Annotated in this window: 24 protein-coding genes; 9 read left to right on the top strand and 15 right to left on the bottom strand. The window is 69.5% G+C overall.

Annotated features, from left to right (window positions below):
* Positions 1-11: 11 nt before the first annotated feature.
* From folB to H9Y04_RS35815, 3 genes are all read left to right on the top strand, one after another.
* Positions 12-380 carry a dihydroneopterin aldolase gene (gene folB, locus H9Y04_RS35825; RefSeq protein ID WP_187818355.1) on the top strand — a complete coding sequence of 123 codons (369 nt, stop codon included), beginning with the start codon at positions 12-14 and terminating at the stop codon, positions 378-380.
* The gene (folK, locus tag H9Y04_RS35820) at positions 377-976 is read left to right on the top strand and encodes a 2-amino-4-hydroxy-6-hydroxymethyldihydropteridine diphosphokinase (RefSeq protein ID WP_187818354.1); all 600 of its coding nucleotides are present in this window, start codon (positions 377-379) and stop codon (positions 974-976) included. Before folB ends, folK begins: the two co-directional genes overlap by 4 nt.
* A 93-nt stretch (positions 977-1069) precedes the next feature.
* Complete coding sequence (locus H9Y04_RS35815; RefSeq protein ID WP_187818419.1) at positions 1070-1555, top strand: DUF3180 domain-containing protein; 486 nt, start codon at positions 1070-1072, stop codon at positions 1553-1555.
* A gap of 69 nt (positions 1556-1624) precedes the next feature.
* Here H9Y04_RS35815 and folE read toward each other — a convergent pair whose 3' ends face one another.
* From folE to dacB, 6 genes are all read right to left on the bottom strand, one after another.
* On the bottom strand, positions 1625-2230 hold the full coding sequence (gene folE / locus H9Y04_RS35810) for a GTP cyclohydrolase I FolE (RefSeq protein WP_187818353.1): 606 nt from the start codon (positions 2228-2230) through the stop codon (positions 1625-1627).
* Between the two features lie 140 nt (positions 2231-2370).
* A complete protein-coding gene (ftsH, locus tag H9Y04_RS35805; protein ID WP_187818352.1) occupies positions 2371-4434 on the bottom strand; it encodes an ATP-dependent zinc metalloprotease FtsH in 2064 nt (687 codons plus the stop codon).
* Between the two features lie 224 nt (positions 4435-4658).
* A complete protein-coding gene (gene hpt / locus H9Y04_RS35800) occupies positions 4659-5219 on the bottom strand; it encodes a hypoxanthine phosphoribosyltransferase (RefSeq protein ID WP_052581335.1) in 561 nt (186 codons plus the stop codon).
* A gap of 69 nt (positions 5220-5288) precedes the next feature.
* The gene (gene tilS, locus H9Y04_RS35795; RefSeq protein ID WP_187818351.1) at positions 5289-6323 is read right to left on the bottom strand and encodes a tRNA lysidine(34) synthetase TilS; all 1035 of its coding nucleotides are present in this window, start codon (positions 6321-6323) and stop codon (positions 5289-5291) included.
* Positions 6324-6508: 185 nt separating this feature from the next.
* Positions 6509-7636, bottom strand: a complete 1128-nt coding sequence (locus H9Y04_RS35790) for a zinc-dependent metalloprotease (protein WP_187818350.1) — start codon at positions 7634-7636, stop codon at positions 6509-6511.
* A 167-nt stretch (positions 7637-7803) separates the two neighbouring features.
* Positions 7804-9249 carry a D-alanyl-D-alanine carboxypeptidase/D-alanyl-D-alanine endopeptidase gene (gene dacB / locus H9Y04_RS35785; protein ID WP_308801559.1) on the bottom strand — a complete coding sequence of 482 codons (1446 nt, stop codon included), beginning with the start codon at positions 9247-9249 and terminating at the stop codon, positions 7804-7806.
* 91 nt (positions 9250-9340) lie between these two features.
* Between dacB and H9Y04_RS35780 the strand changes: the two genes are divergently transcribed.
* Positions 9341-9829: an inorganic diphosphatase gene (locus H9Y04_RS35780; RefSeq protein WP_093611989.1), complete on the top strand. Its 489-nt coding sequence runs from the start codon at positions 9341-9343 to the stop codon at positions 9827-9829.
* A 153-nt stretch (positions 9830-9982) separates the two neighbouring features.
* Positions 9983-11626, top strand: a complete 1644-nt coding sequence (locus H9Y04_RS35775; RefSeq protein WP_187818418.1) for a threonine/serine exporter family protein — start codon at positions 9983-9985, stop codon at positions 11624-11626.
* Between the two features lie 63 nt (positions 11627-11689).
* Here the strand turns inward: H9Y04_RS35775 and H9Y04_RS35770 are convergent, their stop codons facing one another.
* Complete coding sequence (locus tag H9Y04_RS35770; RefSeq protein ID WP_187818348.1) at positions 11690-12283, bottom strand: dihydrofolate reductase family protein; 594 nt, start codon at positions 12281-12283, stop codon at positions 11690-11692.
* A gap of 98 nt (positions 12284-12381) precedes the next feature.
* Between H9Y04_RS35770 and H9Y04_RS35765 the strand changes: the two genes are divergently transcribed.
* Entirely contained in the window at positions 12382-12951 is a 570-nt protein-coding gene (locus tag H9Y04_RS35765) for a TetR/AcrR family transcriptional regulator (RefSeq protein WP_187818347.1), read from the top strand.
* Between the two features lie 56 nt (positions 12952-13007).
* Here the strand turns inward: H9Y04_RS35765 and H9Y04_RS35760 are convergent, their stop codons facing one another.
* Entirely contained in the window at positions 13008-13697 is a 690-nt protein-coding gene (locus H9Y04_RS35760; RefSeq protein ID WP_187818417.1) for a DedA family protein, read from the bottom strand.
* 192 nt (positions 13698-13889) lie between these two features.
* Between H9Y04_RS35760 and H9Y04_RS35755 the strand changes: the two genes are divergently transcribed.
* Positions 13890-14258: a YbjQ family protein gene (locus H9Y04_RS35755; RefSeq protein WP_187818346.1), complete on the top strand. Its 369-nt coding sequence runs from the start codon at positions 13890-13892 to the stop codon at positions 14256-14258.
* A 76-nt stretch (positions 14259-14334) separates the two neighbouring features.
* On the opposite strand, the gene H9Y04_RS35750 is transcribed toward H9Y04_RS35755, so the two are convergent.
* Positions 14335-15093, bottom strand: a complete 759-nt coding sequence (locus H9Y04_RS35750; RefSeq protein WP_187818345.1) for a MerR family transcriptional regulator — start codon at positions 15091-15093, stop codon at positions 14335-14337.
* 207 nt (positions 15094-15300) lie between these two features.
* Between H9Y04_RS35750 and gad the strand changes: the two genes are divergently transcribed.
* Positions 15301-16728 carry a glutamate decarboxylase gene (gene gad / locus H9Y04_RS35745; RefSeq protein WP_187818344.1) on the top strand — a complete coding sequence of 476 codons (1428 nt, stop codon included), beginning with the start codon at positions 15301-15303 and terminating at the stop codon, positions 16726-16728.
* 245 nt (positions 16729-16973) lie between these two features.
* Here gad and H9Y04_RS35740 read toward each other — a convergent pair whose 3' ends face one another.
* The 4 genes from H9Y04_RS35740 to H9Y04_RS35725 form a co-directional block, all read right to left on the bottom strand.
* The gene (locus H9Y04_RS35740) at positions 16974-18182 is read right to left on the bottom strand and encodes an exo-alpha-sialidase (protein WP_187818343.1); all 1209 of its coding nucleotides are present in this window, start codon (positions 18180-18182) and stop codon (positions 16974-16976) included.
* Between the two features lie 153 nt (positions 18183-18335).
* The gene (locus H9Y04_RS35735; RefSeq protein WP_236071887.1) at positions 18336-19172 is read right to left on the bottom strand and encodes an ABC transporter permease; all 837 of its coding nucleotides are present in this window, start codon (positions 19170-19172) and stop codon (positions 18336-18338) included.
* Positions 19169-20119: an ATP-binding cassette domain-containing protein gene (locus H9Y04_RS35730; protein WP_187818342.1), complete on the bottom strand. Its 951-nt coding sequence runs from the start codon at positions 20117-20119 to the stop codon at positions 19169-19171. The genes H9Y04_RS35735 and H9Y04_RS35730 overlap by 4 nt, the downstream gene beginning before the upstream one ends.
* Before the next feature lie 231 nt (positions 20120-20350).
* Entirely contained in the window at positions 20351-21001 is a 651-nt protein-coding gene (locus H9Y04_RS35725; protein WP_187818341.1) for a PadR family transcriptional regulator, read from the bottom strand.
* A 40-nt stretch (positions 21002-21041) separates the two neighbouring features.
* On the opposite strand from H9Y04_RS35725, the gene H9Y04_RS35720 reads away from it, so the two are divergent.
* The gene (locus H9Y04_RS35720; protein WP_187818340.1) at positions 21042-21776 is read left to right on the top strand and encodes a bleomycin resistance protein; all 735 of its coding nucleotides are present in this window, start codon (positions 21042-21044) and stop codon (positions 21774-21776) included.
* Positions 21777-21850: 74 nt separating this feature from the next.
* Here H9Y04_RS35720 and H9Y04_RS35715 read toward each other — a convergent pair whose 3' ends face one another.
* Together H9Y04_RS35715 and H9Y04_RS35710 are read right to left on the bottom strand one after the other, a co-directional pair.
* Entirely contained in the window at positions 21851-22399 is a 549-nt protein-coding gene (locus H9Y04_RS35715; protein ID WP_187818339.1) for a DinB family protein, read from the bottom strand.
* Positions 22400-22500: 101 nt separating this feature from the next.
* Positions 22501-23958 carry an aldehyde dehydrogenase family protein gene (locus tag H9Y04_RS35710; protein WP_187818338.1) on the bottom strand — a complete coding sequence of 486 codons (1458 nt, stop codon included), beginning with the start codon at positions 23956-23958 and terminating at the stop codon, positions 22501-22503.
* Positions 23959-23966: the final 8 nt, after the last annotated feature.

Genomic DNA, 23966 nt, shown 5'->3' with positions numbered 1-23966 from the left:
GATGAGCAGGAGTGATTCGCGTGGACCGTGTCGCGCTGCGCGGCCTCAAGGCCCGTGGTCACCACGGCGTTTTCGCCAAGGAACGCGAAGAGGGCCAGACCTTCATCGTGGACCTGGTGCTGAGCCTGGACACCCGCTCGGCCGCCGCCGACGACGATCTGACGAAGACCGTGCACTACGGCGTGGTCGCCGAGGAGGTCGTGGCCGTCGTGGAGGGCGAGCCCGTCGACCTCATCGAGACGCTCGCCGAGCGCATCGCCCAGACCTGCCTCAAGCATGAACCGGTCCAGGAGGTCGAGGTCGTCGTGCACAAGCCGGACGCCCCGATCACCGTGCCGTTCGACGACGTGACCATCACGATCACCCGGAGCCGAGCATGAACAACGTGCAGAGCGACCCCACGGTCCAGCCCGTACCCGCCTCCGTGGTGGCACAGGTGGACGCCGCCGACACCACGCTGCAGAACCCCAAATTCGCCGTGATCGCCCTCGGCGCCAACCTCGGCAACCGTCTGGAGACCCTCCAGGGCGCCGTCGACGCCCTCGAGGACACCCCCGGCCTGCGAGTGAAGGCCGTCTCGCCCGTCTACGAGACGGAGCCCTGGGGCGTCGAGCCCGGCTCGCAGCCCTCGTACTTCAACGCGGTCGTCGTCATCAAGACGACCCTGCCCCCGTCCTCGCTGCTCGAGCGCGCGCACGCCGTCGAGGAGGCCTTCCACCGCGTACGCGACGAGCGCTGGGGTCCGCGCACCATCGACGTCGACATCGTTTCCTACCAGGACGTCGTCTCCGACGACCCCGTCCTCACGCTGCCGCACCCGCGCGCCCACGAGCGCGCCTTCGTGCTCGCGCCCTGGCACGACGTCGACCCCGAGGCCGTCGTCCCCGGCCGCGGCCCGGTCTCCGAACTGCTCGCCCAGGTCACGCGCGAGGGCGTAGCCCCGCGCGCCGACCTGGAACTGCGGCTGCCCGAGTAATCGTTAAGGTCTAACGGGCCCTGATACGAAGGGGCCCACCCGGACCGTACGAGGACGGGGCCGCACCCCGTCCGTGTGGAGGCGAACACCCACGTGAAGCAGCTGCGCATCAGGACGCTCGCGGGCACCTTCGCGGTGGCCGGCGTCCTGTCCTGGGCCCTGGCCAAGCTGCTGGTGGCACGGGACTCGCTCGGCACCCTGCCGAGCGTCCCGCTGGCCGCCCCGATCGTGCTCGCGGTGATCGCGGCCGTCCTCACGGCCACGGCCTTGTCGCTGCGCTCCCGCCTTCGCGCCCAGCGCGACCGCGTCCCGGGCGCGAAGGGCGTGGAGCCGCTGATGGCCGCGCGCGCGGTGGTCTTCGGCCAGGCGAGCGCACTCGTCTCGGCCCTGGTCAGCGGCGTGTACGGCGGTGTGGGCATCTTCCTGCTCTCCCACCTGGACGTACCGGCCCGGCGCGACCAGGCCGTCTATGCGGGCCTCGCGGTGGTCGCCGGCATCGCGGTCATCGCCGCGGCCCTGTTCCTGGAGCGCGTCTGCAGACTCCCGGAGGACGAGGACACGGAGGGCGCGGCGGCCTGAGCCACCACGCCCTCGCGTAGACCTGCCGTACGGGAGGTGTACCTCCCGTACGGGAAACTCGGCGCCGCGTCAGCGCGCCATGATCAAACTCATCGCCTCGGCCCGCGTCGCCGGGTCCCGCAGCTGCCCGCGCACGGCCGACGTCAGCGTCTTCGCCCCCGGCTTGCGCACCCCCCGCATGGTCATGCACATGTGCTCGCACTCGACGACCACGATCACACCGCGCGGCTCCAGGATCTCCATCAGGGAGTCCGCGATCTGCGTGGTCAGCCGCTCCTGCACCTGCGGCCGACGGGCGTAGACATCCACGAGGCGGGCCAGCTTGGAAAGCCCCGTGATCTTGCCGTCCGTGGACGGGATGTACCCGACGTGCGCGACGCCGTGGAAGGGCACCAGGTGATGCTCGCAGGAGCTCATCACCTCGATGTCCTTCACGAGCACCATCTCGTCGTGCCCGAGGTCGAACGTCGTGGTCAGGACGTCCTCCGGCTGCTGCCAGAGCCCCGCGAATATCTCCCTGTACGCCCGCGCCACGCGCGCCGGCGTCTCCCTGAGTCCCTCGCGGTCCGGGTCCTCGCCGACCGCGATGAGCAGTTCGCGTACGGCGTTCTCGGCGCGCTTCTCGTCGAAATCGCCGATCTTGGATGCGCCGTCCAGCGTCACCGGGTCGGTCATCTGTGCCTCGTTCCTGTGTGAAGCCCGTCCGGGCCCGCCGCCCGGCAAAGGGAAATGCCGCGCCCCCCAAGGCTAAAACCTGGGGGGCGCGGCATCCATTCCGGGCCTGCTGAGGCCGCCGGGGCGGCCGGGCAGCAGGGTTACGCCTCGGGGCGGTCCTCCGGGGCGGGCGCCGGGGCCTTGTTCAGCTCCGGCGTGGCCGTCTCGGTGGCGGAGGCGGTGACCGCGGGCGTCGCACCATTGGCGCCGTTGGTCAGCGAGAGCTCACGGGGCGAGAGCACCGGGGGGCGCGTCGAGGGCGTCCGCCGTGCGGAGCCGGTCCACGCGGGGCGGGCCGGGCGCTTGACGATCGGCGCGAAGATCTCGGCGATCTGCTCCTTGTTGAGCGTCTCCTTCTCGAGGAGCGCGAGGACGAGGTTGTCGAGGACGTCGCGGTTCTCGACCAGGATCTCCCAGGCCTCGTTGTGCGCCGTCTCGATGAGCTTCTTGACCTCCTCGTCGACCAGCGCGGCGACCTCTTCCGAGTAGTCGCGCTGGTGCGCCATCTCCCGGCCGAGGAACGGTTCGGTGTTGTCGCCGCCGAACTTGATGGCGCCGAGCCGCTCGGTCATGCCGTACTGCGTGACCATCGCGCGGGCCGTGGCAGTGGCCTTCTCGATGTCATTGGCAGCACCCGTGGTCGGGTCGTGGAAGACGAGCTCCTCGGCCGCGCGCCCGCCCAGCATGTACGCGAGCTGGTCGAGCATCTCGTTGCGCGTGGTCGAGTACTTGTCCTCGTCCGGCAGCACCATCGTGTAGCCCAGAGCACGGCCTCGGGAGAGGATCGTGATCTTGTGGACCGGGTCGGAGTTCGGCGAAGCCGCCGCGACCAGGGCGTGACCGCCCTCGTGGTACGCGGTGATCTTCTTCTCCTTGTCCGACATGATCCGGGTCCGCTTCTGCGGGCCCGCGACCACACGGTCGATCGCCTCGTCCAGGGAGTGGTTGTCGATCAGCTTCTTGTCGCTGCGCGCCGTCAGGAGCGCCGCTTCGTTCAGCACGTTCGACAGGTCCGCACCCGTGAAGCCAGGGGTACGACGGGCCACGGCGCCGAGGTCGACGTCCGGGGCGACCGGCTTGCCCTTCTGGTGGACCTTGAGGATCTCGAGGCGGCCCTGCATGTCCGGGCGGTCGACCGCGATCTGGCGGTCGAAACGGCCGGGGCGCAGGAGCGCCGGGTCGAGGATGTCGGGCCGGTTGGTGGCGGCGATCAGGATGACGCCGCCCTTCACGTCGAAGCCGTCCATCTCGACGAGGAGCTGGTTGAGGGTCTGCTCGCGCTCGTCGTGACCACCGCCGAGGCCGGCGCCGCGGTGGCGGCCGACCGCGTCGATCTCGTCGACGAAGACGATCGCCGGGGCGTTCGCCTTGGCCTGCTCGAAGAGGTCACGGACTCGGGAGGCACCGACACCGACGAACATCTCGACGAAGTCGGAACCGGAGATCGAGTAGAAGGGGACGCCCGCCTCACCCGCGACGGCGCGCGCGAGCAGCGTCTTGCCCGTACCGGGCGGGCCGTAGAGCAGCACACCCTTCGGGATCTTGGCGCCGACGGCCTGGAACTTGGCCGGCTCCTGCAGGAACTCCTTGATCTCGTGGAGCTCCTCGACGGCCTCGTCCGATCCGGCGACGTCCGCGAAGGTCGTCTTCGGGGTGTCCTTGGTGATCAGCTTCGCCTTGGACTTCCCGAACTGCATGACGCGCGAGCCGCCGCCCTGCATCTGGTTCATCAGGAAGAGGAAGACGACGACGATCAGGACGAAGGGCAGCAGGGACAGCAGGATGCCGACGAACGGGTTCTGCTTCGACGGCGAGACGGTGTAACCGTCCTTGATGTCACCGTTGTCGTAGTTGTCCTGCAGGGTGTTGGCGATCGTCACACCCTGATCGCCGATGTAGCTGGCCTGGATCTTGGTGCTGCCGCCGTACTTGTCCTTGTCGGCATCGCTGATGCCGTCCTTCAGCTCGACCTTGATGAGCTGCTCGTCACCGGTGGTGAGCTTGGCGCTCTGGACCTGCTTGTCCTTGATCGCCTGGTAGACCTCGCCGGTGTCCACCGTCTTGTAGCCGCCGGACGAGCCGACGACCTGCATCAACACGACCACGGCGAGGACGGCCAGCACGATCCACATGACCGGCCCACGGAAGTATCGCTTCACGTCCATCCATACGGAGCGGAGCCGCCCCGTCCCTCCTGCCATAGTGAGTTTGATAGGGCTTCAAGCTTGTTCAGCAAAAAAGCTGTTCTTCGGACGGTACCCCAGCATTGTCACCCGACGCGGCAGGGGACGGCCGATTGGCCCGCCTTCCCCTGCTCCAACGCCGGGAATCGGGTGAGGGTTCCCGCAAAAACCCGCGAGGGCCCCAACGGCCGTACGGGGTACGGAGCTCAGCCGCCGTAGACGTGCGGGGCGAGGGTGCCGACGAAGGGCAGGTTCCGGTACTTCTCGGCGAAGTCCAGGCCGTAGCCCACGACGAACTCGTTGGGGATGTCGAAGCCGACCCACTCGACGTCGATGGCCACCTTGGCGGCCTCGGGCTTGCGCAGGAGGGTGCAGATCTTCAGGGACTCGGGCTCGCGCGAGCCGAGGTTGTTGATCAGCCAGGAGAGGGTCAGACCGGAGTCGATGATGTCCTCGACGATCAGGACGTGCTTGCCCTTGATGTCGGTGTCGAGGTCCTTGAGGATCCGGACCACGCCCGAGGACTGGGTCCCGGCGCCGTAGGACGACACCGCCATCCAGTCCATCGTGACGGGGGTGGACAGCGCACGCGCCAGGTCCGCCATGACCATCACCGCGCCCTTGAGGACGCCGACGATCAGCAGGTCCTTGCCCGCGTACTCCGCGTCGATCTTCGCGGCCAGCTCGGCCAGCTTCGCGTCGATCTCTTCCTTGGTGATGAGCACCTTCTCGAGGTCGGTGCCCATGTCGTTCGCGTCCACCCGCATCACTTTCGTCGTCCGAGGTGCCGGCCGCCTCAGCAGTCGGCGAGGTACCGCCCGCATCAGCAGTCGGCTTCAGCCCTGCCGGATGACAAGTCTGCCACCCTGCCGCTGGGCCACGACCCGGCCGGGCAGGTTGATGGCCTTCTGGCCGCGCCAGCCCGTGATCAGGCGGTCGACTTCCTCGATGTGGCGGGCGAAGAGCGAACCGGCGGGCGCACCGGCGTCGATGGCCGCGCGGCGCAGGATGCGGCGCCGTACGGCGGGCGGCAGCGCGTACAGCTTGGCGCACTCCAGGAGTCCGGTGTCGTCGCGCACTGTCGACTCGGCCTGTGCGGCCCAGGAGTCGAGGGCGTCGGCGTCGTCACGGGAGAGCTGGGCGGTGCGGGCGAGGGCCTCGACGACGCCTTTGCCGAGCGCCTTCTCCAGGGCGGGCAGCCCTTCGTGCCGCAGCCGTGAGCGGGTGTACGCGGGGTCGGCGTTGTGCGGGTCGTCCCATACGGGCAGCGACTGGACCATGCACGCCTTGCGCGCGGTCTGCCGGTCGACCTGGAGGAACGGGCGGCGGTAGCGGCCCGCGGTACCCGAGGTCTCCGCCATGCCGGAAAGGGAGCGGATCCCGGAGCCGCGGGCGAGGCCGAGCAGCACGGTCTCGGCCTGGTCGTCGCGGGTGTGGCCGAGCAGGACGGCGGCGGCGCCGAGGCGCTGGGCGGTCTCGTCGAGGGCGGCATAGCGGGCGTCGCGGGCGGCCGCTTCGGGCCCGCCTTCGCGGCCGACGGTGACGGCGACGGATTCGACGGGGGAAAGACCGAGGGCTGTCATCCGTACGACGACTTCGGCGGCGCGCAGATCGGAGCCGGGCTGAAGGCCGTGGTCGACGGTGACGGCGCCGGCGCGGATACCCAGTTTGGGGGCCTCGAACGCGAGGGCGGAGGCGAGCGCCATGGAGTCGGCGCCGCCGGAACAGGCGACGAGGACGAGAGGACCGTCGGCGGGGCTCTCGGCCGGCGCGGTGGAGGCGTCGGTGGCGATGGAGTTGTCGGTGAGGATGTCGTGGAGTACGCGGCGGACCGCCAGGCGTATCGCTGCGACCGCAGGATGGGGACCCATTGTCCGGTTCCCTTCGGGGAGCTTCGTGAAGTACGGGGCGTGAAGTTCGGGAGTTCCGTCACTCAGAGTGCGTAGATGGTGACAGAGACGAGTCGTTCCCCGAGCATTGCACGCCTTCCGCAGGCCCACGGTCCCTCGGAAGGGTGATTACGAAGGCCCAGTTCTGCCGACGGGTGGCGCAGCGCTCAGGAATCTGCCTTACGGTGCACCCGCGCGACCCAGTCCGCCGGTTTGGCGATCTCCGACTTGGTGGGCAGCGTGTTGGGTGAGGTCCAGACGCGGTTGAAGCCGTCCATTCCGACCTCGTCAACGACTGCGCGGACAAAACGTTCGCCGTCGCGGTACTGCCGCAGCTTGGCATCGAGCCCGAGCAGCTTCCGTAGCGCCATATCCAGCCGCGAGGCGCCCTTGGCGCGGCGCTGCTGGAACTTCTCCCTGATCTCCCCCACGGACGGCACGACATCGGGTCCGACGCCGTCCATCACGAAGTCCGCATGCCCTTCGAGCAGCGACATCACGGCGGTGAGGCGGCCGAGGATCTCGCGCTGGGCGGGGGTCTGGACGATTTCGACGAGGGAGGGGGACTCGTCGTCCGCGCCCTCCGTCTTGTTGCCGGCGAGCGCGGAGGCCGCCTCGCGGAAGCGTTCGAGGACCGTCATCGGGTCGACCTCGGTCTCGCCGAGGAATGACTGGATCTCGCCCTCGAGGTGGTCGCGCAGCCAGGGCACCCCGGTGAACTGGGTGCGGTGGGTCTCCTCGTGCAGGCAGACCCAGAGCCTGAAGTCGTGCGGGTCGACGTCGAGTTCGCGCTCCACGTGCACGATGTTCGGCGCCACAAGGAGCAGTCGGCCGCCGCCGACCGCGGAGCCGGGGAGCTCCTTGGTGGGGGGCGCGAAGGTCTCGTACTGACCGAGGACGCGCGAGGCCAGGAAGCTGAGCAGCATGCCGAGCTCGACACCGGTGACCTTGCCGCCGACCGCGCCGAGCATCGCGTTGCCGGGGCCGCCGCCGCGGCGCTCGTGCATCTTCTCCAGGAGGGGCTTGAGCACTTCGCGGAACCCCGCGACGTTCGCCCGCACCCAGCCCGGCCGGTCCACCACGAGGACCGGGGTGTCATGGGCGGCGTCGGTGGCCATCTTCGTGAAGGAACGGACGTGTTCCTCCGAGGACTTGGCGTGCCGGCGCAGCTCCGCGACGATGGCGCGCGCCTCGTCGCGGCTGACCTCGGGGCCTGGGCGCACCAGGCGGGTCGCGGTCGCGACCGCGAGATTCCAGTCGACCATCCCCTGTGCGGCACCGCCGATGCTCGTCATGCGTCAACCGTACGTTGTCGAGTCGCCGGAGGGTGAGGGTTCGGGGCGGGGTGGGTTGTTTCCGGGGGTTGGCCCCTAAGGGTCCGGCTCGGCGGCGGCGCAGGGCTCGGCAAGGGTCCGGCCCGGCGGCGGCGCAGGGCCCGGCTCGGCGCCGCCGCGGGGCCCGGTCAGCGGCAGCCGCAGTTGGCCACCGTGGCGGCCAGGCGGTCGAGGGTGGTCTGTGCGGCCTGGGGCCCTGCGGTGCCCGCGGCCGTGAACGCGAAGAGCAGCAGCCGGCCGTCGGCGTCGACCACCGATCCGGCGAGGGTGTTGACGCCGGTCAGGGTGCCGGTCTTCGCGCGGACCAGGCCGGTGCCGGGTGCCGCGCCCTCGGAGTCGTAACGGTTGCGGAGGGTGCCGGTGAAGCCCGCGACCGGGAGGCCGGTGAGCGCCGGCCGGAGCTCCGGGCGGGCCGGGTCGGCGGCCTTGGCGAGCAGGGCCGTGAGGAGGCGGGCGGTCACCTTGTCGGCACGGCCGAGTCCGCTGCCGTCGGCGAACTTCGCGCCGTCCACCGGCAGTTGGAGGTCCCGCAGCCGCTTCTCGACGGCCTTCGCGGCTCCGTCGAAGCTCGCCGGCTCGCCGGATGCGAGGGCCACCTGGCGTACGAGGGCTTCGGCGATGTCGTTGTCGCTGTTGGTCAGCATCCGCTCGACGAGGGCCGTGAGCGGCGCGGACGAGGTGCTGCCCAGCTCCTGCGCGTTCGCGCCCGCCTTGGACGGCTGCGGTGCGCCGCCTTCGAGCCGTACGCCTTCTTCGCGCAGCATCTCCGCGAAGCGCTTCGCGGCCGCGGCGGCCGGGTCGCCCGTGCGCGGGGCCGGGCCGCTGGCGGAGTCGTCGAGGCGTCCCTCGTCCACCATCAGGGCGGTGACCGGGGCGATGTTCTCGTTCGGGCCGATGGGGTGCAGGACCGGCCCCGAGTAGAGCGAGGTGTCGTACGAGAGGCGGAGCTTGCCCTCGCGGGGGTTGTCCGCGAGGGATTTCGCGGTGGCGCGGGCGAGTTCGCGCAGGCTCGCGTTGCCCTTGGCGTCGGGCCTGGCGGTGAGGGTGGGATCGCCGCCGCCGACGAGGACCAGCTCGTTCGCGCCGGGGTCCGCGACCGCCTTGGTCACGATGCGGTGGTCCGGGCCGAGTGCGCCGAGCGCCGCGACCGCCGTGGCGATCTTGATGGTGGAGGCCGGGGTGACCGGGTCCGAGGACTTCGCCCCGTACAGCTCCTCACCGGTCAGCGCGTCGACCACGGAGGCGGTGCGGTGCGTGCCGAGCGAGGGGTCCTTCAGGAGGGGGTCGAGCACGTCCGCGAGTGCGCTCTTCGTCGGGGCGGGGGCCGAGCCCTGCGGGGCGCCGAGCGCGGAGAGGACGTCCGGGGCGGCGGGCGCGGGGTCCTGCTTGCGCCCGCGGCGGCCGTGATCTGCGCCACCGTCCGCTTCCCGCGATGCGGCCCAGGCCCGCTCGGCCGTACGCTGGCCTGAGTCCCAGGGACCGGCCGCGGTCACCACCACGGCCGTCAGCACCAGACCGGACGTGGCGGCGGCAGCCGTGAACTGCCAGGTCTTCAGCGGTCCAGCGGGCACCACGGACCAGCCCCTTTCGCGATCACACACTTGCGTGAGGGACACTTAATCACTGCGTCTTTCGAAGTATGTGCTGATCATGGAGGAGTCACCGGTGGAGTTCGACGTCACGATCGAGATCCCGAAGGGTTCGCGTAACAAGTACGAGGTGGACCACGAGACCGGTCGTATCCGTCTGGACCGTCGTCTGTTCACCTCGACCAGCTACCCGGCGGACTACGGCTTCGTCGAGGACACCCTGGGCGAGGACGGCGACCCGCTGGACGCGCTCGTCATCCTGGACGAGCCGACCTTCCCCGGCTGCCTCATCAAGTGCCGCGCGATCGGCATGTTCCGGATGACCGACGAGGCGGGCGGCGACGACAAGCTGCTCTGCGTGCCGGCCTCCGACCCGCGTGTGGAGCACCTGCGCGACATCCACCACGTCTCCGAGTTCGACCGCCTGGAGATCCAGCACTTCTTCGAGGTCTACAAGGACCTGGAGCCCGGCAAGTCCGTCGAGGGCGCGAACTGGGTCGGCCGCACCGAGGCCGAGGCCGAGATCGTGCGTTCGTACGAGCGCTTCAAGACCGAGGGCCACTGAACTTTTTAGCGGTCGCGGCGAACGGGCCGCTCGTCCCCGAACCGGGGGCGGGCGGCCCGTTCGCGTATGCGAGCGCTCTGTTCGGGTACAGGAGGGGCCGGTGAGCCGGTTGGTGTATCCGTACGCATACTGGGCGTACTGGCCATGCCGATGATGGAGACGAGGGGCGTGACGGAGCAGGAGCCCGAGGACCGCAAACCGCAGTCCGATGAGGCGCGCAGTGCCTTCGCCCCGGTGGGAGGTGTCGAGGCGCCCGCACCGCAGGAGGTCGAGCAGCCGACCTCGGAGTTCACCATCCCGGAAGGGCTGCGCATTCCGCCGGCTCCGGAGTCGGATGCCTCGGCGTTCACGCACCCGCAGACGTACCAGCACGGCGCCTTCACACCTGCAGAGGGCATTCCCCGGGTGCGGCTGACCAAGGACGCGCCCTGGCAGGACCGGATGCGCACCATGCTGCGCACGCCGGTGGCGGATCGGCCCGCGGCGGAGCCCACGCAGAAGACGGAGGACGAGGGTCCCGCAGTCCCGCGTGTGCTCGACCTGACCCTGCGTATCGGGGAGCTGCTGCTCGCCGGCGGTGAGGGCGCCGAGGACGTGGAGGCCGCGATGTTCGCGGTCTGCCGGTCCTACGGCCTGGACCGCTGCGAGCCCAACGTCACCTTCACGCTGCTTTCCATCTCGCACCAGCCCTCCCTGGTCGACGACCCGGTGACGGCCTCGCGCACCGTACGGCGCCGCGGCACCGACTACACGCGCCTGCAGGCCGTGTACCAGCTGGTCGACGACATCAGCGCCGAGGAGATCGACGTCTCCCTGGAGGAGGCGTACCGCGCGCTCGCGCAGATCCGCCGTAACCGGCACCCGTATCCCGGCTGGGCCCTGACGCTGTCCAGCGGGCTGCTCGCGGGGGCGGCGTCGGTGCTTGTCGGCGGTGACACGGCGGTGTTCTTCGCGGCGATGATCGGCGCGATGCTGGGCGACCGGCTCGCGTGGCTGTGTGCAGGGCGGGGATTGCCGGAGTTCTACCAGTTCGTGGTGGCGGCGATGCCGCCGGCCGCGATGGGCGTGGCGTTCACCCTCAGCCATACGGCGAACCTGAGCGGGTCCGCGGTCATCACGGGTGGTCTGTTCGCGCTGCTGCCCGGACGTGCCCTGGTGGCGGGTGTGCAGGACGGTCTGACCGGCTACTACATCACCGCGGCGGCCCGGCTTCTGGAAGTCATGTACTTCTTCGTGGCCATCGTGGTGGGTGTGCTGTCCGTGCTGTACATCGGTGTGCAGCTGGGCGCGAAACTCGATCCGGACACGGTCCTGCAGATCACCGAACGGCCGGTGACCCAGATCCTGGCGTCGATGGCGCTGTGTCTGACGTTCGCCGTGCTCCTTCAGCAGGAGCGGGCTTCGGTGCTCGTGGTGACGCTCAACGGCGGGGTGGCCTGGGCGATCTACGGGGCGCTGCACTATGCGGGCGGTCTCTCGCCGGTGGCGGCCACGGCGGTCGCGGCCGGCGTGGTGGGGCTCTTCGGCCAGCTCTTCTCGCGCTACCGCTTCTCGTCCGCGCTGCCGTACATCACGGCGGCGATCGGGCCGCTGCTTCCGGGTTCGTCGACGTACTTCGGTGTGCTGTCCATCGCGCAGAACGATGTGCAGGGCGGGCTCGGTGCCCTCACCCGTGCGGCCGCCACGGCCATGGCGATCGCGATCGGCGTGAACCTCGGAAGCGAGATCTCCCGGCTGCTCCTGCGGGTGCCGGGCGCTGCCGGGCGGCGGGCGGCGAAGCGCACGCGCGGCTTCTGATCGCAGCTGCGCGTGGGCCTCGGCCGCCCGCTTGCGGCTTTCCCGTCATGACTGCTTCGTGCGTCATGACTTCTTCGTGTACGTGAGGAACACCGTCCCGCTCTTCAGCGGGGTGCTGTCCGTCAGCTCGTACAGCGTGGGGTCGAACGCGGTCGTGTGGGCGAAGAGCGGGACGCCCGAGCCGACCGTGAGCGGGGCGAGCTTGATGATCAGCTCGTCGATCTCCCCGTACAGGACGCCGGCCAGCTCGCCGCCGCCGATCAGCCAGAGGTCCTTGCCCTCTTCCTGCTTGAGCTCCCTGACCCTGGCCACCGGGTCGGTCGCGACCAGTTCCACGGCCGGGTCGGGCGACTCGGTCAGGGAACGGGAGAAGACCAGGTGCCTGAGGTGCGGGTAGGCGTCGGTGAGTCCCGCGTCCAGGCCGATCTGATACGTGCGGCGGCCCTCCAGGACGGTGTCGAAGCGGGTGCCCATGTCGGTGATGCCGAGGGCGGCCCGGGCGGGTGCGGGCAGGGTCTCGGGGAACGCGGTGGCCAGGTGCTCCACATAGTCCTGGCCGACGGGCCAGAAGCCGTCGGGGCCTGTGGGGTCGGAACCGTCGGGTCCGGCGATGTAGCCGTCGATGGTCGAGGCGATGAAGTACGTGAGCTTTCGCAAGGGTGAGCTCCCAGGCAGTCGTTTGAAGTACTCTGTGTGCAGTGGTTTGAACTTAGTACTGCACCTGCAGTGGTGTCAATGACTTTTGAGGAGCTCGTATGAGGCAGAACCAGGCACGGCGCACCGCGCTCCTCGACGCGGCCATCGAGGTGCTCGCACAGGAGGGTTCACGTGGTCTCACGCTCCGCGCGGTCGACGCCACGGCCGAAGTGCCCAAGGGGACGACGACCAACTACTTCGCCAACCGCGCGGAGCTGCTCACGCAGGTCATGGGCCGCATCCAGGAACGTCTGACCCCCGACAAGACCGAACTGGCCACCACCATGCGGCAGAAGCCGTCCCGTGAACTGGTGGCCACGCTGCTTCAGGGGACTCTGGAGCGGATGCGGGCCGACCGCAGCAGCCATCTCGCGCTGCTCGAACTCCGCCTCGAGGCCACGCGCAGGCCGGAGCTGCACGCGGAGCTGACGCGCTTCTTCACCGCTCAGCTGGAGGGCAATATCGCCTTCCATCTGGATGCCGGGCTGCCCGGGGAGCGCACGGATGTGGTGCTGCTCTATCTCGCGATGCTGGGCATGATCGTGGACGATCTGACCGTGCCCGAGCTGCTCGCCCCCTTCGAGGTGGACCAGCTGATCGAGGCGCTGGCGAACCGGGTGCTCGCCTGAGGGCTCAGCGCTCCAGCTTCACGGCTCGGAGCCCTGAGCTCGGGCTGTCGTGAAGCTCAGCGCTTGGCGTGGCGGCCGCGCTGGGGGGCGGCCGGGGCGCCGCCCTGGCCCGTGGCGGCGGCCTTCTTCGACTTCGAGCGGGCCCGCAGGAACTCGATGGCGATCGGCAGCACGGACAGGAGCACGATCCCGATGAGGATCATCTCGATGTTCTTGTGCACGAACTCGACATTGCCCAGGGCCGCGCCCAGGAGCGTGACGCCGACGCCCCAGAGGATGCCGCCGACGATGTTGAACGTGATGAACGAGCGGTAGTTCATCCGGCTCACGCCCGCGATGATCGGCGTGAAGGTGCGCACGATGGGTACGAAGCGGGCCAGGACCAGCGACTTCGGGCCGTACTTCTCGAAGAATTCGTGCGCCTTCGTCACGTTCTCCTGTTTGAAGAACTTGGAGTCCGGGCGGTTGAAGAGCGAGGGCCCGACCTTGCGGCCGAAGAGATAGCCCACCTGGTCGCCGACGATCGCGGCGATCGCGATCAGGGTGCAGACCAGCCAGAGCGGATAGTCGAGCTTGTTGGTGGTGACCAGCAGGCCCGTGGTGAACAGGAGCGAGTCGCCCGGCAGGAAGAAGCCGATGAGCAGCCCCGACTCGGCGAAGACGATGAGCAGCAGGCCGTAGAGACCGAACTCGTTGAGCAGAAAGTCCGGATCGAGCCAGCTCGGTCCGAGCGCAAGCGTCGTCATCACGGGTCCGGGCTCCTGTGGGGGTGTCGTGGGCATGAAAGCTCGCGGCGGGGCGTGGGCCGCCTAAAACTATCAACGCAGGGAGACAGGGCCAGGTTCCACCGGGAGCTCTCCAGGATGCACTGCGGCCGAATCGGTACAAAGCTCTGCAGGTGAGGCGGGGTGTGACGGACGCGACGGAAGGAACGGCCGATGGGGATCGAGGAATACGGCGGCGGGCAGACCGCACAGTCCGATGTGCTGGTCGTGACGACCAATGACGTGCCGGGCTATCAGGTGCAGCAGGTGATCGGCGAGGTCTTCGGGCTGACCGTACGGTCGCGGCATCTGGGCAGTCAGATCGGGGCCGGTCTGAAGTCGATGATCGGCGGCGAGCTCAGAGGGCTGACGAAGACGCTGGTCGAGACGCGGAACCAGGCCATGGAACGGCTGGTCGAGCAGGCGCGGGCGCGGGGCGCCAACGCGGTGCTCATGTTCCGCTTCGACGTGACCGAGGCGCAGGACGTGGGGACCGAGGTGTGTGCGTACGGCACGGCCGTGGTGATCAGCCGGGCCGGCTGACCGCATCACGACCCGGCCGGGTCGGCCGAGCACATGACGACGAGGCGTACGGCCTTGATGCCGTACGCCTCATCGGCTACAGGTGACGCAGCGCGTTGGCGATCATCGCCTCGCTCATGTACGCGGCCAGACCCGGCTTCGCCTTGTCGATGTTGCGCGTGAAGCGTTCATCCGCGACGAACATCTCCGCAAGGCAGCTGTGGATCTCGTGCGTGCAGGTGTAGTGGTACTGGCAGATCTGCTGACGGTGCTCCTCCGCCATGTCCATCGCGGCCTCGGACGTGGGCTCGGCCCCCGACTCGATGAGCGCGATCATCCGGCGGGTCCAGCCGTCGGCCTCGGCCCGGATCCGCAGCCAGTCCTCCTTCGTGTACGAGGCGGTCTTGCGCCGGGACTCGGCCCACGCGTCGGTGCCGCCCCAGCGCTGCTCCGCCTCCTCCTCGTACTGCGCGGGGTCCTCGTCACCGAAGACCTCGAACCGCTCCTCGGGCGTGAGGTTGATGCCCATCTTCTTCGCCTCCATGGCTTGTTCGACGGCCGTGGCCATCTTCTGCAGCTGCTCGATCCGGTCGGCCAGCAGGCTGTGCTGGCGCCGCAGGTGCTCCTGCGGGTCGACTCCCGGGTCGTCGAGCAGCACCTTGACCTGGTCGAGCGGGAAACCGAGCTCGCGGTAGAAGAGGATCTGCTGCAGCCGGTCGAGGTCCTCGTCGCCGTAGCGCCGGTGGCCCGCGTGGCTGCGCTCGCTCGGGGAGAGCAGGCCGATCTCGTCGTAGTGGTGCAGGGTGCGCACCGTGACGCCCGCGAGGCCGGCGACATGTCCGACGGAGTAGCTCATGGCCGCCGATCCTTTCCTGTCCGTGCTCGGTGTCCGGTTTCCCGTACGTGGTGCCGGCCGGTTCTCCGGCCGTTCGTGCTGTCCGGTTTCCCGTACGGGATTCACCATGAGGCCTCACGTCACGTGAGGTGCAAGCCCGGATTCTCGGGCTGATACATCCCGTATGCCCGATTAGTGTGGCGAGGGGGGTCATCCCAGGAGGCCAGCATGTCCCTGCACCGCGGCGGCACCGAGCAGCACGGAGACCGGAGCGAGCTGCGACGGCTCGCCCTGAACCCCTTCCTCGGCGAGGCCAACCCGGTGAGCGGGATGACCGAGGCGCCACCTCGGCACCGGATGCCCGCCGGGCCGCTGCCGCCGACGACCGCGTACCAGCTGGTCCATGACGAGCTGATGCTCGACGGCAACGCCCGCCTGAACCTGGCCACCTTCGTGACCACCTGGATGGAGCCGCAGGCCGGGGTCCTGATGGCCGAGTGCCGGGACAAGAACATGATCGACAAGGACGAGTACCCGCGGACCGCCGAGCTGGAGCGGCGGTGCGTGGCGATGCTCGCCGATCTGTGGCACGCACCGGACCCGGCGGCCGCCGTCGGCTGCTCGACCACCGGGTCGAGCGAGGCCTGCATGCTGGCCGGGATGGCGCTCAAGCGGCGGTGGGCGCGGCGCAACGCCGACCGGTACCCCTCGCGCGAGGCCCGGCCCAATCTGGTCATGGGCGCGAATGTGCAGGTGTGCTGGGAGAAGTTCTGCAATTTCTGGGAGGTCGAGGCGCGGCTCGTGCCCATGGAGGGCGAGCGGTTCCATCTGGACGCCGACTCGGCGGTGGAGCTGTGCGACGAGAACACCATCGGGGTCGTGGCGGTGCTCGGCTCGACCTTCGACGGGTCGTACGAGCCTGTCGCGGAGATCTGTGCCGCCCTGGACGCGCTGCAGGAGCGCACGGGACTCGATGTGCCCGTGCATGTCGACGGCGCCTCCGGCGCGATGATCGCTCCCTTCCTCGACGAGGATCTGGTGTGGGACTTCCGGCTGCCGCGGGTCGCGTCGATCAACACGTCCGGCCACAAGTACGGGCTCGTCTATCCGGGCGTGGGCTGGGCGCTGTGGCGCTCGGCCGAGGAGCTGCCCGAGGAACTGGTCTTCCGGGTCAACTACTTGGGCGGCGACATGCCGACGTTCGCCCTGAACTTCTCGCGGCCCGGGGCTCAGGTGGTCGCGCAGTACTACACCTTTCTGCGCCTTGGACGCGAGGGATACCGGGCCGTCCAGCAGGCCTCGCGCGATGTCGCGCGCGGGCTCGCCGAACGGATCGAGGCCATGGGGGACTTCCAACTGCTCACCCGGGGCGATCAGTTGCCGGTGTTCGCGTTCACCACAGCTGCGGATGTGTCGGCGTACGACGTGTTCGACGTCTCGCGGCGGCTGCGGGAGCGGGGGTGGCTCGTGCCGGCGTACACCTTTCCCGCGGACCGTCAGGATCTGTCGGTGCTCCGGGTCGTGTGCCGCAACGGGTTCTCGGCGGATCTGGCGGCGCTGTTCCTGGAGGATCTGCGGCGGCTGCTGCCGGAACTGCGGCGCCAGAGCGGTCCGTTGGGACGGGACGAGGCGGCGGCGACGGCGTTCCACCACTGAGACCGGCCGCACGGGGCAAGCTCGCCGCCTGCGCGCGGAGCTTGTCGGCATGACGGCGGACCAGCCCCATGGCGCGGGCCTCGGTCAGTTCCGCGCGGCGGCGCTTGTCGTTCGCGATTCTCCTGCGGGCGGCCTCGATGCGCTCTCGCACGAGGTCGTCGACGTTCATGACGGGTGTCCTCCCGGTCGGACGGAGGCGGTCGGTGTCCGTGCCGTGGCCAGCATCGTGGCCAGCACCGTGGTCATCAGTCGGCCAGCGTGAAGCTGTGCCAGTGCAGGCCGTCCCTTGATATGCGGTACGAGCCGTTGCCATAGCCGTCCGACCACAGCCAGCCGAGCGGCGTCCTGCGGACGGAGCCCGAGGGCTCCTCGCCGGCTTCGGCCTCGCGGAAGGTACGGCCGCCCGTGTCACTGACCCAGACGCCCGACTCGCTGTAGACCGTGAGCGTGGAGTCGTCCGCAATCAGAGCGCCGAGCATCGAGTTGGGCTTCACTCCCGGGCGGTACGCCCAGACCCGCTTCCAGGTGCCGTCCGCTTGCAGCTCGTGGATGGTGACCAGACCGTTCTTGACGGCTTCCCCCTCCGGGAGTTGACCGATCTGCAGGGCCAGCGTCCTCTTGCCGCCGGAGACGACGCTGAAGCCGAAGCTGTACTCGGTCGCCGGCTGCGGCACCGGCGACTCCCGCCAGGTGATGCCGTCGTCCGTGCTCACCGCCAGGGTGGGCCTGCCGGTGTCGCGGGATTCGCCCTCGACGTACAGGGCGCCGCCCGCCTCGCCCACCGGAACCACCACGCCTGCCAGCGGCGGCTGGTGGGCCAGGGCGTAGTACTCCCCCAGATGCGGCATGATCACCGCGAGGCGGGCCCGTCCGCAGTTGTTGCCCTCCTCGTCCATGGCGAGGCAGGCGGAGACGAGGCGCCCGTCCTCGGGCACCTCGGCCACGGTGCCCTTGAGGGCGGTCGTGCCCTTCGTCCAAGTGCGGCCGCCGTCCGCCGTGTACCACGTACGGTCGATGAGCGTCTTGCCCTCGCGGATCAGGGCGCGGCCCGAGCCGAGCACGACCAGGTCGGCCGACACACCCCAGTCCGGGGCGGTGTCGGGAAGCGGTGAGGTCTTCGCCAGGCGCCATGCGCGTGCGCCCTTGTCGAGCACGGCGACGCTCTGCTTGCAGCCCTCGCCGTTCCCGTCCGGGCAGTCGGCGAGCAGCGCGAAGCCCGAGCCGTCGGAGGCGAAGCCCAGCGAGTGCGCCCAGCCGGGCAGTGCCTTCGCCGACGGTATCCGCGGCGGACTGGTGCGCTCGCCGCCCTTCTCCGCGCCCGTCGCGGACTGCGAGGCCTTGGCGCGGCCCTGTCCCGCGGCCCGCTCCCCGCCGGGATCCGCGCACGCCACGAGAGTCAGGGCCGCCACGCCCACGACGGCCACCAACACCCGCTGCCCGTATACCCAGTTCATGAAGTCCCCCGGTGCCCGGCGCCGACCGCGTCGGGCGGTCGGCAAGTACTTCTGATACACCGCGGGCCGGGACGGGGTTCCCCTTTTTCTCGACGGATCGCCGTTCGCTTCGGATTGCCGGTGCCGCACCCGGAACGACGATGCCGCCCCCGACTACTTACTGAGCCGCGCGAACCTCCGTACCGCCAGCGGGAAGAACACCGCCACCAGGACCACCGGCCACACCACCGCGAGCAGCGCGGCGTGCTCGGACGCCCAGGACGCCGACGACACACCGCCCTCGTTGCCGAACAGATCGCGTACCGCCGTCGCCGTGGCCGACATCGGGTTCCACTCGACCGTCGCGCCCAGCCAACCCGGCATGGACTGCGGAGTCGCGAACGCGTTGGAGAGGAAGCTGACCGGCCAGACCAGGATCTGCACGGCCATCACCAGCTCCGGCTTGCCGGCCACCATCGCGAGGTGGATGCCCATCCAGAGCATCGCGAAGCGCAGCAGCAACAGCAGCCCCATCGCGGCGAGCACCGCCCCGAACGAGCCGTGCCAGCGCCAGCCCACCGCGAGCCCCACCGCCATGAGGAGCACCAGCGAGAGCAGGGACTGCAGCATGTCGGCGACCGAACGGCCCACCAGGACCGCCCCGTTGGTCATCGGCATGGAGCGGAAGCGGTCCACCACTCCCTTGTTGAGGTCCTGCGTGACCGCGACCATCGTGGCGTCCAGCCCGAACGCCATGGTCAGGGCGAACATGCCCGGCACCAGATACTCGCGGTAGTTGCCCTCGATCCCGAGGCCGCCGCCCATCAGGTAGCCGAACATCAGGAGCAGCATCACCGGAAAGGCCAGGCCCACCACGACCTGCACGGGCTGGCGCGCCCAGTGCAGCAGCTCGCGCCGGGTCATGGTCCAGGAGTCGGCGAGCGCCCAGCCCAGCCGCGTACCGCCGGATCCGGCATCGCCGACCGCCCCTGCCGTCATCGACGTACTCATGCGTCCTCCTTCTCGGCCTCGGCACCGGGCCGCCCCGTCAGATCCAGGAACACCTCGTCCAGCGTCGGCCGCCGCAGCGCGATGTCCTCCGCCTCGATCCCGGCCTCCTGCAACGCCCGTACGACGTGGGTGAGCGCCGCCATCCGGTCCGCGACCGGCGCACTGACCAGGCGCAGATCCGTATCGACCGTGGCCTCTCCGGGCAACAGTCCGGCGACGTGCGCCAGTTGGGCCGGATCGTGCAGCACCACGTCGATCCGGTCGCCGCCTGTCTTCGCCTTGAGCTCGTCGGAGGTGCCGTCGGCGATCACACGGCCGCGGTCGATCACGGAGATACGGTTCGCCAGCTGGTCCGCCTCCTCCAGGTACTGCGTCGTGAGCAGCACGGTCGTGCCGCCGCCGACCAGCGAGCGCACCGCGCCCCACACCTCGCCGCGCGCCCGCGGGTCGAGACCGGTGGTCGGCTCGTCCAGGAACAGCACCTCGGGGTCCGTGATCAGCGAGGCCGCGAGGTCGAGGCGCCGCCGCATGCCGCCGCTGTACTGCTTGACCGCCTTGCTGCCGGTGTCCCCGAGCCCGAACCGTTCGAGCAGTTCACCGGCCCGCGTCCGCGCCCGCCGCGCGCCCAGGTGGTACAGCCGGCCGAACATCTCCAGGTTCTGCCGCCCGCTCAGGTCCTCGTCCACCGCCGCGTGCTGCCCGAGCAGACCGATCCGCCGGCGCACCTCGTCCGCGTGCGTCGTCACGTCGAAGCCGGCGACCCGCACGTGTCCCTCGTCGTGCCGCAGCAGCGTCGCCATGATCCGTACGGCGGTGGTCTTGCCCGCCCCGTTCGGGCCGAGCACTCCGTGCACCGTGCCCCGCGCGACGGTCAGGTCCAGGCCGTCGAGCGCCCGCTTGGCGCCGTAGGTCTTCCGTACGCCCTCGATGGTGATCGCGTCGGTCATGGGCCTCCTTCTCCCCTCGCACCCTATTAGTCAAACTTGACTAGGTGCTCGAAGGTACTGCCCGCCCCGGCATTAGTCAAACTTGATTACGGAGAATCCTCGGCCGCTCCCGCCGCCGCCGCGAAGGACTCCCCGCCGCCGCGAAGGACTCCCCGCCCCCGCGAAGGACTCCCCACCCCCGCGCAGGACTCCCCACCCCCGCGCAGGAACCCGACTCCCGCGAAGGAGCCCCTACTCCCGATCCCCGGGATGCACCTCACCCGACGCGTACGGGTTCTCCTGGCCCTCCGCGAGCACCCCCACAAAGGGCTCGCCCTCCCCCGAGAACGTGTACGCCCCGCCCTCGATGCGCTCGATCAGGCCCCGCGTCCACTCCGCCCCCGCGTCCGCCGAGTGCACCCACAGGTGCATGATCTCGCCGATGTGGCCGAGCTGTTCGGGCCCGTCCTCGGGGATGTAGTGCTCGGTGACACCGGCCCGCCAGGCCTCGATCCCCTCGACCCGCTTCTTCAGCAAGGTGACCGCCTCCTCGCGCGGCAGGTCGACGATGAAGCCGATGGCCGAGGACAGCACGTCCATCTTCTGGTCGTAGGCGACCAGGGACTCCTTGAGCAGGGAGAAGTACTCCTCGGTGCCCTTCTCGGTGACCTCGTACTCGGTGCGCGGCGGGCCGCCCGCCGTGGACGGTGCGATCTCGTGCGCGAGCAGCAGCCCTTGCTTCGCCATCTGCTTGAGCGCGTGATAGATCGAGCCCGGCTTGGCGTTGGACCAGTCGTCCGCGCCCCAGAACTCCAGGTCGTTGCGCACCTGGTAGCCATGGGCGCGCCCGTGCTGGCGGACGGCGCCGAGGACGAGCAGACGGATCGCTGAGGGGCCGGACATACACAGGTCCTTTCTATTCAACTTTGACTAGACTACCCCCATGGCAAAGACCCCCACCGCAAGGACGTCCAAGGCGAGGACGATCCCCATCCTCCCTTGCCAGACCCTCCAGCCGGTACTCGACTTCTACACGGCGCTCGGCTTCGAGATCACCTTCCAGCAGAAGAGCCCCAACCCGTTCGCCGTTGTGGAGTACGGCGACATCGAGCTGCAGTTCTTCGGCCTGAAGGCGCACGATCCGCAGGGCAGTTACAGCACCTGCTACGTCCTGACCGACGACGTCGACTCCCTCTACGAGGCCTTCAGGTCCGGCCTCAAGGAGACGTACGGGAAGATCCCCACGCGCGGGCTGCCGCGGATCGGCACGCTCAAGGACATGTCGTACGGCGTGCGGCAGTTCCTGATGACGGACCCGGGCGGGAACTGCATCCGCGTCGGCCAGCCGATCAGCGAGGACCTGTACCACAGGCCCGCTCCCAAGGAGACCTTCGCGCGGGCGCTGCACAACGCGTCCCTCTTTGCCGACTCCAAGGAGGACCCGGCCGGCGCGGCGAAGATCATCGACCGGGTGCTCGGGATGGAGGACGAGCGGCCCACTTCCGTCCAGCTCCTCAAACTCCTCGTCCTGCGAGCGGACGTGGCCCTGCGGCTCGGCGACGACGCGAGGGCCCGTACGGCATGCGAACAGGCCGCCGCGGTCCAACTCACCGAAGAGGAGCGGGAGTCGGTACGCGACGACCTGGCGCGGCTGGAGGATCTGAGGTCCGGGATCTGAGGTCCGGGATCTGAGGTCCGGGATCTGAGGTCCGGGATCTGAGGTCCGGGACCTGAGGTCCGGGACCTGAAGCCCTACCCCCAGCTCTGCCCGCTCTCCTCGGCCACCAGATCCCAGGCCGACTTGCCGTCGAGGGACTCGCGGATGATGTCGGCGTGGCCCGCGTGCCGGTTGAGTTCGCGGATGAGGTGGAGGCCGACCCAGCGCAGGGAGACCCGCTCGCCCTTGGGGTACCAGGGCTCGTCCGGCAGCGCGAAGGTCGCGTTCAGGTCGGGGGCCGAGCGGAAGAACTCCTCGGTCTCGTCCGCGACTTGCTTCCAGTACGCGAGCTGCGAGCTGACCGTCTCGTCCCCCACGAGCGTGAAGCACTCGTGCCAGTTGGACTCGTCGCGCTGCATGCGCGCCGGCTCGCCCTTGGCCTTGGCGATCCAGCCCTGCTCGACCTCGGCGACATGCTTGATCAGGCCGGCCAGGGAGAGCTCGCTGGCGCTGGGCTTGGCCGAGGCCTGCTCGTCGCGCAGGCCGAGCACCGAGCGGCGCAGCCCGCCACGGGCCTCCTCGATGAAGGCGAGCAGCGCCCCGCGCTCATCGCCGTGGGCCTCTGCCGATACGTGGGTGACCATGGTCCGTCCGCCTTTCGCAGCGCCTGTCCCTTGCTGACAGACACCACGCTACGGGCCCTTGCGGTCAGCCGCTGTCCTAGATGCGCAGCGCCACACAATGACTACAAGGGGAACTGGCTGCGCCCGTGCTGCACCGAGATCCACTTCTGCGTGGTGAAGGCCTCCACCGTCGCGTCCCCGTTCAGCCGTCCGAGCCCCGAGTGCTTCTCGCCGCCGAAGGCCACGAAGGGCTCGTCGTGCACGGTCCCGTCGTTGACGTGCATCATCCCGGTCTCGATGCGCTTGGCGAAGCGCACGCCCCGCTCCACATCGGCCGTGTGCACCGCGCCGCTCAGTCCGTACGGGGTGTCGTTGGCGATCCGTACCGCGTGCTCCTCGTCGTCGAAGGGCACCAGGAGCGCCACCGGGCCGAAGAGCTCCTGGCGCAGGATCGGGGAGTCCACCGGCAGTCCGGTCAGGACGGTCGGCTCGACGAGGTTGCCGACGGTGCGGCCGTGGATCAGCGCGGTCGCGCCCTCGTCGAGTGCCTGCTGCACGAGGACGCCGAGTGCGTCCGCCTGGAACTCGTTGATCACCGGGCCGATGTGGGTCTCCGGGTCGCGCGGGTCGCCGGTCTTGAGCGCTCGTACGCGCGCGAGGAACTTCCCGGTGAACTCGTCCCACAGCGAGCGGTCCACCAGGATGCGGTTGGCGGCCATGCAGACCTGGCCCTGGTAGATGAAGCGGCTGAAGACGGCGGCGTCCACGGCGTAGTCCACATCGGCGTCGTCGAGCACCACCAGGGCGCTGTTGCCGCTGAGTTGGAGAATGGCCTTCTTGAAGTGGGCGGCCGTGACGGCGCCCACATGCTGCCCGACGCGGTCGGAGCCGGCGAAGGAGATCACCTTGGGCACCGGGTGCTCGATGAGCGCGTCACCGATCTCCGCGATGTCCGTGATCAGGACGTTGAGCAGGCCGGGCGGCAGCCCCGCGTCCTCGAAGATCTTGGCGATCAGGCCGCCGCCGACCACCGGGGTGTTCTGGTTCGGCTTGATCACCACGCCGTTGCCGAGCGCGAGCGCCGGGGCCACGGACTTCATCGTCACCAGGAAAGGGAAGTTGAACGGGCTGATCACGCCCACGACACCGACCGGGTTGCGGTAGAGCCGGTTCTCCTTGCCCGCTGTCGGGGAGGCGATGATGCGGCCCTCGGGGATCAGCGCGAGCTGGATCGCCTCGCGCAGGAACTCCTTGGCCAGGTGGACCTCGTAACGCGCCTTGAGCCAGGTGCCGCCGAGCTCCTCGACGATCGCGTCCGCGATCTCGTCCTCGAGCTCCTCGGTGACCCGCAGGGCCCGCTCGATGACGGCTCTCCTGGCATACGGGGAGGTCTCGGCCCACTCCTTCTGCACCCGCTCGGCCGCGCGGTAGGCCTCGTCCACTTCGAAGCGGCTGGCCACGGTCACCGCGGCGAGCTTCTCGCCGTTGTACGGGTTGAAGTCGATGATGTCCCAGGACCCGTTGCCCGTACGCCACTGGCCGTCGATGTACTGCCGGCCCAGGTCGGTGAAGAAGGACATGCGAACCC

The sequence above is a fragment of the Streptomyces polyasparticus genome (genome assembly GCF_014493765.1).
GTDB classification, from domain to species: Bacteria; Actinomycetota; Actinomycetes; order Streptomycetales; family Streptomycetaceae; genus Streptomyces; species Streptomyces polyasparticus.
The sequence above is the reverse complement of the archived record's forward strand: the minus strand, read 5'-3'. Positions and strand labels throughout refer to the sequence as shown.